The organism is Rhizobium sp. P1_C7, assembly GCF_056406295.1.
Genome location: NZ_JBFUAL010000049.1, coordinates 1 through 11,851, shown reverse-complemented (window position 1 = coordinate 11,851; position 11,851 = coordinate 1). Strand labels below are relative to the sequence as shown.

The window sequence follows — 11,851 nt, the reverse complement described above, 5'->3', positions numbered from 1 at the left end:
CCCGAAGGACACATACGGTATTAGCACACGTTTCCATGCGTTATTCCGTAGCAAAGGGTAGATTCCCACGCGTTACTCACCCGTCTGCCGCTCCCCTTGCGGGGCGCTCGACTTGCATGTGTTAAGCCTGCCGCCAGCGTTCGTTCTGAGCCAGGATCAAACTCTCATGTTGAGAATTCAATCATTGGCATTTACGTCACGTTCTTTGAATCGACGAGAACTTCACACCTGTTTTCCAAACACCAAAGCCTAAACCTCAGCGTCAAAAACCAGTGTAACTTCTCTTGATAAACGTGACCGCCAAAGTCTCTTTCAAAGAACCGAAATCTCTTCCGGTCCTGCGAACTCCGCCGCCCACGTTTCTCTTTCTTCTCATATTCAATTGTCAAAAAACAGACCAGTCAAACCCGGTCGAAATCCCACAAGCTCAAAGCCATAAAGCCCCGAACCACCCATCAGCCAACAAAGCCAATCTGGAAACCTGAAACAAGAGACATCGTCGCCAGCAGCGCCGCCGCCCTCGTTCAGTGAGGGGGCTTATACGGCCAACCCCTTTTCCAAGTCAACACATCCAAACGATGTTTTTTCACAATTTTGTAACATCCTGATTTGAATGACGGATTTCCAAGAGACTTTCCACAGCCACGCCTGCAGGCCGAAATGCGTTCGAAGGTGGTCATTTGGCCGGACATACGGTTCAAATTGTCTTGTTACGGAACCCAACGCGGCATTGGGGTGTTTCTACTTCCGTAACAAAGGAGAAAAGACATGGCTGCCAATACCGACGAAATCAGAGCGTCCGTCAGCAAGGACATTGCGGCCCTGCAACAGGAAGTCTCGCGCCTTCAGAAGATGATCTCGGCCCAGGGCGCCGAGGCCTATTACGAAGTGCGCGATCGCGCAGGCAAGGCTTATGACGACATCGCGCCCCGCGCCAAGACCGCCGTCGCCCAGATCAAGGCCGAGAGCGTGGCGGCCGCCGGGGCCGCTCGCGAACATCGAACCGCAACGACGACGGCCCTTGCCCTTGCCGGTGCGATCGGTTTCCTCGCAGGCTACCTCCTCAGCGGCCATCACGCGCCGCCCCGTCAATGGTGGCGCTAACGCATCGTCTAATTGGGTAACCTCTCTCTGTTGCGAGCCGTGCCGATCCGACATAGCATACGGCTCGTTATACTTAGGTCTTAGAAAAACCCATTTTCCGGGCTATCGACGAGGCCATAACAAGAGGGAGGACTGCTGATGGATGCCAAGAGATCAAACTGCATCGTCGAAGTCAGCGTGGACGGCGCGCAAGGTCGCCTCGCGGTCGGCATTATGAACATGCGACAGGCCCTTGAATTGCCCGAAATGGCAAGCTTGTCGTACACCCATCCGGATCCAGACAAGGCGGCGGCAGGCGTTGTCCTCAGCCGAACGGAACTTGCAGGCTTCTTGGCCCACCACTGACAGCGCAGCATTTGGCCAGCCGATTGCGGCTGATCACCAATACCGGACCTGAAAGGTGGCGCACGTTGCGCCGCCATCTCCCGCGAGACGACACATCTCCTCGTCATTCTCACAGATCTTATCCCCGCGTTTTCCAACAGGCTCGCTGGCATCATCGCCGCGTTCATGCCAGAAACGCGTGCATCGACATCGGATAGGGGCAACAGAGTGAGGGAGCGGCGCGCACCGCAAAAACAACGCGACCGCGTAAAACCCGGTAGCGAGCCGTCTGGAAAGCGGGTCACCCTGCCGCGCGCGCTCTCCAAGCTGGGCTACTGCTCGCGGACGCAGGCCGAACGGCTGATTGCCGATGGTCGCGTCACCGTGGAAGGGCGTATCGTGTCGGACACATCCGCGTGGGTCGATCTGGCAACGGCCAGGATCCAGGTGGACGGCGTCGGCGTCGCCGCCGAGCCGATGACCTACCTCATGCTCAACAAGCCGCGCGGCCTGGTGACGACCCGCCACGATCCCGAAGGCCGTCCCACTGTCTACGACTGTCTGAAGGACGTCGATATGCCGCATCTCTCGCCGGTCGGACGGCTGGACAAGGCGAGCGAGGGCTTGCTCCTTTTTACAAACGACACGATTTTCGCCCAGGCGCTGCTGGACCCGATCACCCATGTGACGAAGACCTATCACGTCCAGGTCGATAGGATCATGGAGCCGGAGATGCTGGCTAAGATGACCTACGGCTTGCGCCACGACGGTGAGGCATTGAAGGCCGTGTCGGCGACATTGTTGAGATGCGGCGACCGGAACTCGTGGATCGAGGTCGAACTCGACGAGGGCCGCAACCGGCAGATCCGCCGCATGCTGGAAGCGCTCGGGGCGGAATGCCTGCGCCTGGTGCGCATCGCGATCGGCGGCGTGCAGCTGGGTGACCTGCCCAAAGGCGCCGTACGGACGCTCACGCAAGCGGAACTCAAGACGCTGCGCCGGCTCGCCGGTATGGAAGCAACGAAACGGAACTGACGGCATGCCGGATTTGATGGCATGGTGGGCTCCAAAGACGTGACGGACTTGATGACTTGACAGGCTTTATGAAATGACAGGCTTGGCCGCACACGACTTCTGGCAGGAGATCCATCCGGCGGGCAGCGTCCCGTTTCTGAGCGAGTTCACGTCTTTCTATGTTGCTGAGTTCGACGATGGACGCCTGCTTCGCCTGCCCCTGCGTGAGCTGGCGGACGGCAGGCATGCTCTCGCCTCGCTGATCGTCAACCAGGCAAGCTTCGAAGTCCTCGATGCGCTGGCCGAGCGCCTTGCCGGCAGGCTCGGGCCATTCGACATCGACGTGGTCGTCGGCCTGCCGACCCTCGGCCTGACGCTCGCCTCCGCGGTGGCGCAGAAGCTCGGACACACGAGATACGTGCCGCTCGGCACCTCCCGGAAGTTTTGGTACCGCGAGGACCTGTCCGTCCCGCTGTCCTCGATCACGACGCCGACGCAACCGAAGCGGCTTTACATAGACCCGCGTATGCTGCCACTTCTGGAAGGCCGCAGGGTCGCGTTGATCGATGACGTCATCTCCAGCGGCACCTCGATCCTATCAGGATTGGAGCTTCTTTCCGTCTGCGCCATCGAACCGGTCGCAATCGGCGCCGCCATGCTCCAATCGGAGCGCTGGCGCGAGAAACTGGCGAGCGCCGGCGCGCAATGGCTGGACCGCACCGTCAGCGTCTTTTCGACGCCGTTGCTCGAGAAGACCGACAGAGACAGCTGGCGCCGGGCCGGCGGCTGACGCGCGCCACCTGCACTTGTCCAGCATCCGCGTTTGGCAACACCTGGCCCTGTACAGCGCGTACCGAAAGGCTACATTCGTGGCGGTCGAATAGGTTCGGAAGATCTCATGACGTTCGAGCAAGCATCGCTGTTGATCCTGCTGGTCGCCATGCTTGCTCTTTTTCTTATGGATCGTTACCGCGTCGAGGTTGTGGCGATCTCAGGCCTGCTGGCCGGCTATGCGCTCGGCCTCTACCCGGTTGATCAGGTCTTTGCGGGCGTTGCCAGTCCTGTCGTCATAACGGTCGTGGAAATCCTGCTCGTCGTGCAGGTTCTGGCCCGTACCCGGCATTTCGATCGGCTCTCGAGCGTCCTGGCAGGTGCAGGCCTCTCGAACTCAGGCGTCATCGCGATCCTGTCGGCGGCAACGGGTTTCATCTCCATCTTCATGAACAATATCGGCGCCTTCTCGATCGCCCTGCCCGTCGCACTCCGCGTCAGCGCCATGATGGGAATTCCAAAACGCCAGCTGGTCATGCCGATTTCCTTCGCCGCCCTGCTCGGCGGACTGGTCTCGCTGATCGGAACACCCGCGAACCTCATTGTCAGCGACGCCCTTTCCAAGGCGACCGGCACGGGGCTGCGGCTCTTCGATTTCGCCTTTGTCGGCCTGCCGGTCGCGATCGCCGGAATCGCGCTGACCGCATGGCTGGCGCCCCGGCTGTTTCCCGGCAGGCAAGATGATCCGTCCACCGCTGCCGCTCCCCCAAGACGCCGCGTGGTTGCCGAGCGCCGCGTTCCGGCCAACTCGCCGCTCATCGGAACACACCTTTCCGAGCTGCCGGATCGTTTCGCGCTACGACCGCATGCGCTGATACGCAATGATGCCATCGTGTTCGGCGCACCGGACAAATCCGTCGTCGAAATGAGCGATCTGCTCTTGGCGGAGGCTGACGATACCGTCTTCGACGAGCTTGCGGCATCCGGCGCTCTGGCGACAACCCGGACGGCTAGATGGCAGCCGGAGACGACCCGGATCGAGGCCGTTGTGATGCCTGAAAGCACCCTGGTCGGCTCCCGGCTGCGCTCGCTGGAAGTCTTCGCGAGCCGCGATGTTGCTGTCGTCGCTCTGTCGATGCGGTCACCGCGCTTCGAAGGACGTTTCGATGACCTGCAGCTCTCGATCGGCGATGTCGTCGTGCTGGAGGGAGCGCGCGAGGCAATCATGGACGCTCTCGATGAGTGCGAATGTCTTCCCCTCGCTTCGACTTCAGCACCCTCCCCCGCCGCTGGCACATGGCAGCCCTTCGCGATCTTCGCCTGCGGCATCGCCGCGACCGCCCTCGGGATCGTGCGGCCGGACATTGCGCTTGCCGGCGTCGTCCTCGCACTCGCGCTCTTCAACTACCTGAATATTCGCCAGGCGATGGCCGATCTCAACTGGCCGATCATCATCATGCTGGCCGCGATGATCCCCATTGGTACCGCGGTCGCAAACACCGGCACCGGGGAAATGATCGCAGCCACCATCAGTCTCGTCGTGCCCGTCGACCAGCCGCCGGCCGGCCTCGCGCTCATTCTCTTCCTGGCCATGGCGCTGACGCCATTCGTCAACAACGCCACTGTCGCGATCATCCTCAGCCCTATCGCCTTGGAGTTTGCAGCCGTCGGCCATCATCGGCCGGAAGCGTATCTGATCGCGGTCGCGGCCGGCGCCTCGCTGGATTTCCTGACACCCTTCGGCCACCACAACAACACGCTCGCCATGGGCATCGGCAGCTACCGCTTCGCCGACTTCCTGAAGGCCGGCGCCCCGGTGGCTCTGACAAGCTACATTTTGGGCCTGCTTCTTATATATGTCTTCTGGCTTTAGTCCGGATTGCTTGACATCGCCCGCGATGGAACTAGAGCAAGGGAAGCCCCGATAAACTGACAAGGACGGTCGAGCACGTGCGAATCCTCTCCGAAGCCCATTTTCCAGAGCTGCCGAACTACTACCGCGGCAAGGTTCGCGAGAACTACGACCTTCCCGACGGGCGTCGCATCATCATCAGCACCGACAGGCTGAGCGCCTTCGACCGCATCCTCACCTGCATCCCCTACAAGGGACAGGTTCTGACCGAGACGGCACGCTACTGGTTTGAGGCGACGAAGGACATCTGCCCGAACCACGTCATAGAGTATCCAGATCCGAACGTCGTTATCGGCAAACGCCTCGATATCCTGCCGGTCGAGATCGTCGTTCGCGGCTACCTCGCCGGCACGACCGGCACCTCGATCCTGACGCTCTACAAGAAGGGCGAACGCGAGATGTACGGCATGCGCCTGCCGGATGGCATGCGCGACAATGAGAAACTTCAAGAACCGGTCATCACACCGACCAGCAAGGAATTCGACGGCGGACACGACGAGCCCCTGACGCCGGCAGAAATTGTCGATCGCGGCCTCCTGACCAAAGAGCAGTGGCAAACCCTGTCGACATACGCCCTGGCTCTTTTCGCCCGTGGCCAGGAGCTCGCGGCCAAGCGTGGGCTTATCCTTGTCGATACGAAATACGAATTCGGCACCGACGAGAACGGCACTATCATTCTTGCCGACGAGATCCACACGCCCGACAGCAGCCGTTACTGGCTGGCGGACAGCTACCAGGCAAGCTTCGCCGCCGGGACCCGCCCGGCAAGCTTCGACAAGGACTTTGTCCGCGCCTGGGTGGCGGAGCGCTGCGACCCTTATAAGGACGAGATTCCGGAAATTCCGGCCGAACTCATCGAACAGACCTCCAAGGTCTATATCAACGCCTACGAGGCGATCACCGCGCAGCCCTTCGTGCCTGATGACAGCGATGCCACGCCGGTCGAGCGCGTACGCCGCAATCTCGCATCCTATTTCGCCTAGATCGACCCGGCTGCAGCGAGGCAGTGCCTGCAACATTGACTTGCAGGCTTTCCTCAACTGGCGTTAGGGTTCGCAAAGATAGGGTGCCGGGTTAAACCGGCGGGGGAAGGCATGGCACGCAGGCCAAGACGCAAGGCCGAAGAGACGCGCGAAGACATTCTGACAATGGCGGAACTGCTGTTTCGCCAGCGGGGCTTCGTCGCAGTGTCGATCGCCGACATCGCGGCCTCGCTGGGCATGTCGCCGGCCAACGTCTTCAAGCATTTCCGCTCCAAGTCTGCTCTTGTCGACGCCATCGCGGAGCGACACCTCGGCGATGTGGCGGATCGTTTTGCGTCCTTTGACGACGACCTCCCGCCGAATGAGCAGCTGCTGCGCTTTGTGTTGCGCTTGCTAGACAGCCATCTGGAGGACATCCAGCAGAACCCTTACCTCTTCGAAATGGTCCTGATGACCGTCGGGGCCAAACCCGACGCCGCCGTTCGATACCGGGAACGCATTGTCCACAAACTGAACGATATCATACGGGAAGGCATCGCCACGGGACGCTATCATTGCGCCAGCCCCGAGCATGCTGCGAGCACCGTAGCCGATGTCCTCGCAAGCGTCCTGCACCCCGTTCTGATCGCCCGTGACGACAAGGACACACTTGTTCACCGTGCGCATCAGATCGTGACTTTCGTCGATGCCGCACTGCAAAATAGCACTTGCTAAGTGACGATTCATAACTTACGTCACTTCGTAAAGTCTTTCTTAAATTCGGATCAGTGGCATTTGATTCTGGATCGGTGATCGGCCTTCTCCCAAGAGGCCATAGATTCCGACTGCCACCGCACAGGGAATTCAATATGATACGTCGCTTCTTCCTCGTTTCCTCGGCTCTGGCAATCAGCGGCGTGCTGGCAGCCTGCAGCGATAGCGGCAACAAGCAAGGCGCAGCAGGTGCGGCGGGAGCCGCCCAGCAGGCCGCCCCCGTCGGCGTCGTCACGCTTAAGAAAAACACCTTCCCCGTCACCACGATCCTTCCCGGTCGCGCCGAAGCGTTTCAGACAGCAGACATTCGCCCGCAGGTGAGCGGCATCATTCGTGAAATCCCGTTCCGCGAAGGCGGCGAGGTCAAGAAGGGCGACATTCTCTATCAGATCGAGGACGCCCCCTACCGCGCGACTGTCGCGCAGGCGAGGGCAGCCATTGCGAAGGCCGAAGCGAGCGTCCCGAGCGCCCAGAGCAATTTCGACCGCTACCAGCGTCTGGTTGGATCGGGTGCTACCCAGATCGAGTTCGAAACCGCCAAGACGAACCTTCTTCAGGCCCAGGCCGAAGTCGAGGCCGCCAAAGCTGCACGGACGGCGGCCGAGATCGACCTCGATCACACACAGATAACGGCTCCCTTCGACGGCGTCATCGATCAGACGGCTTACAACGTCGGCAACGTCGTTGCCGCCAACCAGACCACGGCGCTGACCACGGTCCGCCAGCTAGATCCGGCCTATATCCTTCTGACGGAATCGAGCACCAACCTGCTGCGCCTTCGCAACGCGATCGCCTCCGGCGAAATCAAGGGCACCAGCGGAAACGGCGCCTTCCGGCTGATACTGGAAAACGGCAAGGAGTATGACCAGAAGGGCACGCTCGACATGTCGAAGTCTGTCGTCAGCGAGACGACAGGCACTTTTACCATCCGCGTGCGCTTCCCCAATCCCGAACGCGTCATCCTGCCGGGCATGTATGTCCGCGCAACGCTGGAACTTGGCACCGAAAGCGGCTTCGCCCTGCCGCAGCTTGCCACCAGCCGCAATGCAAACGGCGAGTTGACCGCCCAATTCGTCTCCGCCGAGGGCAAGGTCGAGACGCGCATTTTCGAGAACGCATCGCCTTCCAACAACGCCTGGCTGGTGACCGACGGCATCAAGGACGGCGATCAGCTGATCGTTTCCGGCCTGCAGTCGATCACCTCGGGAATGCCCGTGAAGCCGATGCCAATGCAGATCAATGAGAAGGGCATTGTCGTGCCTGCGGAACAAGCCGCATCCGGCGACGCGCAGAAACCTGCCGCGAAGTAACGCGACGAACATTGATCCGAGCCGTACAGGAATAGCCCAATGGCCAAGTTTTTCATCCGACGCCCGATCTTCGCGTGGGTCATAGCGATCACGATCATGCTCGCGGGCCTGCTCGCGATCTTCACGCTGTCGATATCGCAATATCCCGACATTGCGCCGACGACGGTTCGCATCAACGCCACCTACCGCGGCGCGAGCGCCGAGACCGTCGAAAAGTCTGTGACCACGATCATCGAAGACGGCATGACCGGCCTCGACGACCTGACCTACATGACGTCCACCTCGTCGACCGGCTCCGCCAGCATATCGCTGACCTTCGGAACGAGCGCCGATCCTGATATCGCTCAGGTTCAGGTTCAGAACAAGCTTCAGCTCGTCCAGTCGAAACTCCCCGGCGACGTCATAGACGCTGGCATCAGCGTGACGCGCTCGACCTCGAGCATCCTGCTCGTCGGCTCGCTGGTCTCCACCGACGGCAAGCGCAGCTCCGTCGATCTTGGCAATATCATGTCGAGCTCGATCGAGGACCAGATTCAGCGCCTGGAGGGCGTCGGCAGCATCAACATCTTCGGCTCCGGCTACGCCATGCGCGTCTGGCTCGATCCATTCAAGCTTCTCAAATACCAGCTGACCACGGGCGACGTGACCTCAGCGATCGAAGCACAGAACACCCAGGTTTCCGTCGGTTCCCTCGGCGCCCAGCCGGCGGTGGACGGACAGCAGCTCAACGTGACGATCACCGCACAGAGCCAGCTGACCACGGTTTCCGACTTCGAACATGTTATCCTGAAGGTCGAGAAGGACGGTTCGACCGTGCGCCTGAGCGACGTTGCCCGCATCGAGATCGGGCAGGAAAGCTACGGCGGCTCGTCTCGCTACAATGCTCAGCCGTCCAGCGGCTTCGCCGTCAACCTGGCGATCGGCGCGAACGCCATCGACACGGCTGCCCGCGTCCGCAGCGCGCTCGACACCATCAGCCGCGGCCTGCCGGAAGGCGTCGAGATCACTTACCCCTACGACACGACGCCGTTTGTCGAGCTCTCGATCGAAAAGGTCGTGCACACGCTGATCGAAGCGATTGTCCTCGTCTTCGTCGTTCTTCTCATCTTCCTGCAGAACCTCCGGGCGACGCTGATCCCGACGATCGCCGTTCCCGTCGTGCTTTTGGGAACCTTCGGTATTCTGGCGATCACCGGGTATTCGATCAACACTCTGACCATGTTCGCGATGGTCCTTGCAATCGGCCTGCTCGTCGACGACGCCATCGTCGTCGTCGAAAACGTCGAGCGCATCATGACCGAGGAGAAGCTCTCGCCGCTGGAGGCGACCGAGAAATCGATGGGCGAGATCACCGGCGCCATCGTCGGCATCGCCCTCGTTCTCACCGCAGTCTTCATTCCGATGGCCTTCTTCGGTGGCTCTACCGGCATCATCTACCGCCAGTTCTCGGTGACGATCGTTTCGGCGATGTTGCTCTCCGCGCTCGTCGCCATCGTGCTGACGCCGGCACTATGCGCCACGATGCTGAAGCCGGTGAGCGAGCACAAGAAGCACCGCGTCGGCGACTGGTTCAACCGCAACTTCACGCGCTCGACCAACGGTTACGTCAGCACGATCGGCTATCTCCTGAAGCGCCCGATCCGCGTCATGCTCGTCTTCCTTCTCGTTGGCGTAGGCTGCGCCTATCTCTTCACGCGGCTGCCCACCTCGTTCCTGCCACAGGAAGACCAGGGCGTCCTGCTGACGATCGTCACGACGCCTCCGGGCTCCACCACCCAGCAGACGCAGGCTGTCGTCGAAAAGGTCGAGAAGTATTATCGCGAAAACGAAAAGGACGCTGTCCAATCGGTCTTCGGCGCGCTCGGCTTCGGGTTCAACGGCTCGGGCCAGAACAGCGCCATCGTCTTCACCAAGCTCAAGGACTTCTCCGAGCGCACGGATCCCAACCTGCATGCGCAGGCCGTCGTTACACGCGCGCTGAAGACATTCTTCACCTTCCGCGAAGCCCAGGTCTTCGCTCTGCTTCCGCCCGCGATTCAGGGCCTCGGCGTATCGAGCGGCTTCTCGATGTATCTGGTCGATACCGGCGGCCATGGAACGGATGCCCTGGATGCCGCTTCCAAGCGCCTGATGCAGGCGGCCAACGCCAGCGGCAAGGTCGTGGCGCTGCGCAGCAACAACAAGGAAGTCGAGCCGCAGATGAAGATCGTCATCGACCAGGAGAAGATCGGCGCCATGGGTGTCGACATCGCCGCGGTCAATTCGATGCTCTCCGTCATCTTCACCGGCCGCGATGTGAACGACTTCACGCTCAATGGTGAAATCAAGCCGGTCTACGTGCAGGGTGACGCGCCCTTTCGCATGCAGCCGAGCGATCTCGACCATTGGTATGCCCGCAACTCGAACGGCGAGATGGTGCCGTTCTCGGCCTTCACCCGCACCGAATGGGTCAAGGGAGCGCCAACGCTTGCTCGCTTCAATGCAGTCAGCGCAATCCCGCTCGACGGCGCTTCGGCGCCAGGCGTCAGCTCCGGTGATGCTATGAACGAAATGGAAGCGCTGACCCAGCAGCTCGGCGGCGGCTACACTGTCGCCTGGCAGGGCATCTCCTATCAGGAGCGCCTTTCCGGTTCGCAGGCACCGATGCTCTATGCCATTTCGGTACTCGTCGTCTTTCTCTGCCTGGCGGCGCTTTACGAAAGCTGGTCGATTCCGTTCTCGGTCATTATGGCCGTTCCTGTCGGCGTTCTCGGCGCGTTGACCGCCGCGACCCTCTTCGGCCAGGCAAACGACGTCTACTTCAAGGTGGGTCTGCTGACGACCATAGGCCTTGCGGCGAAGAACGCGATCCTCATCGTGGAATTCGCCAAGGATCGAATGGAGACCGGAATGGGGCTCCTCGAGGCCACCCTCGAGGCGGCGCGGCTGCGCCTGCGCCCCATCGTCATGACCTCGCTGGCCTTCATCCTCGGCGTCGTCCCGCTGGCGATTGCAACCGGCGCAGGCTCCGCCGCGCAGAACGCAATCGGTATCGGCGTCCTCGGTGGCATGCTCTCCGCAACGGCGCTCGGCATCTTCTTTGTGCCATCCTTCTTCGTCGTGATCCGCCGCGTCTTCTCGCGGCGCCAAAAAAATGAGCCGGGAGTGTGATATAAATGCACTGTGAGAAACGCGAACTCATTGATACATTGCCGCCAACTGCTTCGGGATGGTGTTTCTCGTACGAGCGAAGCGCGGCCGATAGCGAAGCATGACGGCTTCAGACATGAATGAACTTGGTCGAGTTACAGGAAGATTGTTAATGGTATCGTTTCGCTTCGCCTCTCCGGCACTGCTGCTCCTTCTCGCGGGCTGCGTGAGTGGTCCGGATCACGTCCCTCCGGAGATGCCGCTTCCGGCCAAGTTCAACGAGGGCGGGGCGAAAGTCGACAGCGACGTTTCGACGGTTGCCTGGTGGACGGCCTATCGCGATTCGCGGCTGAACTCGCTGGTCGGTGAAGGCCTGAGCGAGAACCTGACGATCCAGCAGGCGCTGGAACGCATCAACGCCGCCTCGTCCAACGTCACGGTGGCCGGTGCCGGTGCGCTGCCGAGCCTGTTGGTCGGCGCCAACCAGACGGTCAGCGGCAGCATGGGCGGTCTTCGCACCTCCTCTTCGCACCTCCGCCGGCGCCACCAAC

9 protein-coding genes, 1 rRNA gene and 1 pseudogene are annotated in these 11,851 nt (G+C 61.0%); 10 read left to right on the top strand and 1 reads right to left on the bottom strand.

The window, feature by feature from the left end:
• Window positions 1-172 (bottom strand): 16S ribosomal RNA (locus tag AC1D2R_RS31795); the annotation flags it as partial.
• Window positions 173-768: 596 nt separating this feature from the next.
• On the opposite strand from AC1D2R_RS31795, the gene AC1D2R_RS31790 reads away from it, so the two are divergent.
• The 10 genes and pseudogenes from AC1D2R_RS31790 to AC1D2R_RS31745 form a co-directional block, all read left to right on the top strand.
• Window positions 769-1,104 (top strand): hypothetical protein, encoded by a 336-nt coding sequence (locus tag AC1D2R_RS31790; RefSeq protein ID WP_477973771.1) that lies wholly within the window; start codon window positions 769-771, stop codon window positions 1,102-1,104.
• A gap of 138 nt (window positions 1,105-1,242) precedes the next feature.
• Window positions 1,243-1,449, top strand: coding sequence for a hypothetical protein (locus AC1D2R_RS31785; RefSeq protein ID WP_477973769.1), 207 nt, complete (start codon window positions 1,243-1,245; stop codon window positions 1,447-1,449).
• A 207-nt stretch (window positions 1,450-1,656) separates the two neighbouring features.
• Window positions 1,657-2,463: a pseudouridine synthase gene (locus AC1D2R_RS31780; RefSeq protein WP_477973768.1), complete on the top strand. Its 807-nt coding sequence runs from the start codon at window positions 1,657-1,659 to the stop codon at window positions 2,461-2,463.
• Between the two features lie 73 nt (window positions 2,464-2,536).
• A complete protein-coding gene (locus AC1D2R_RS31775) occupies window positions 2,537-3,232 on the top strand; it encodes a phosphoribosyltransferase (RefSeq protein ID WP_477973766.1) in 696 nt (231 codons plus the stop codon).
• 108 nt (window positions 3,233-3,340) lie between these two features.
• Entirely contained in the window at window positions 3,341-5,086 is a 1,746-nt protein-coding gene (locus AC1D2R_RS31770; RefSeq protein WP_477973765.1) for an SLC13 family permease, read from the top strand.
• A 77-nt stretch (window positions 5,087-5,163) separates the two neighbouring features.
• Window positions 5,164-6,108 (top strand): phosphoribosylaminoimidazolesuccinocarboxamide synthase, encoded by a 945-nt coding sequence (locus AC1D2R_RS31765; protein WP_477973763.1) that lies wholly within the window; start codon window positions 5,164-5,166, stop codon window positions 6,106-6,108.
• A 111-nt stretch (window positions 6,109-6,219) separates the two neighbouring features.
• A complete protein-coding gene (locus AC1D2R_RS31760) occupies window positions 6,220-6,822 on the top strand; it encodes a TetR family transcriptional regulator (RefSeq protein ID WP_477973761.1) in 603 nt (200 codons plus the stop codon).
• A gap of 134 nt (window positions 6,823-6,956) precedes the next feature.
• Window positions 6,957-8,171: an efflux RND transporter periplasmic adaptor subunit gene (locus AC1D2R_RS31755; protein ID WP_477973759.1), complete on the top strand. Its 1,215-nt coding sequence runs from the start codon at window positions 6,957-6,959 to the stop codon at window positions 8,169-8,171.
• A 39-nt stretch (window positions 8,172-8,210) separates the two neighbouring features.
• Window positions 8,211-11,321, top strand: a complete 3,111-nt coding sequence (locus tag AC1D2R_RS31750) for an efflux RND transporter permease subunit (protein ID WP_477973758.1) — start codon at window positions 8,211-8,213, stop codon at window positions 11,319-11,321.
• Window positions 11,322-11,472: 151 nt separating this feature from the next.
• A pseudogene (locus tag AC1D2R_RS31745) lies at window positions 11,473-11,851 on the top strand (efflux transporter outer membrane subunit); the annotation flags it as partial.

What these genes read in the sequence shown, in the direction of transcription:
- AC1D2R_RS31790 (WP_477973771.1), top strand. Translation starts at nt 769, where the DNA reads ATGGCTGCCAATACCGACGAAATCAGAGCGTCCGTCAGCAAGGACATT.
- AC1D2R_RS31785 (WP_477973769.1), top strand. Translation starts at nt 1,243, where the DNA reads ATGGATGCCAAGAGATCAAACTGCATCGTCGAAGTCAGCGTGGACGGC.
- AC1D2R_RS31775 (WP_477973766.1), top strand. Translation starts at nt 2,537, where the DNA reads ATGACAGGCTTGGCCGCACACGACTTCTGGCAGGAGATCCATCCGGCG.
- AC1D2R_RS31770 (WP_477973765.1), top strand. Translation starts at nt 3,341, where the DNA reads ATGACGTTCGAGCAAGCATCGCTGTTGATCCTGCTGGTCGCCATGCTT.
- AC1D2R_RS31760 (WP_477973761.1), top strand. Translation starts at nt 6,220, where the DNA reads ATGGCACGCAGGCCAAGACGCAAGGCCGAAGAGACGCGCGAAGACATT.
- AC1D2R_RS31755 (WP_477973759.1), top strand. Translation starts at nt 6,957, where the DNA reads ATGATACGTCGCTTCTTCCTCGTTTCCTCGGCTCTGGCAATCAGCGGC.
- AC1D2R_RS31750 (WP_477973758.1), top strand. Translation starts at nt 8,211, where the DNA reads ATGGCCAAGTTTTTCATCCGACGCCCGATCTTCGCGTGGGTCATAGCG.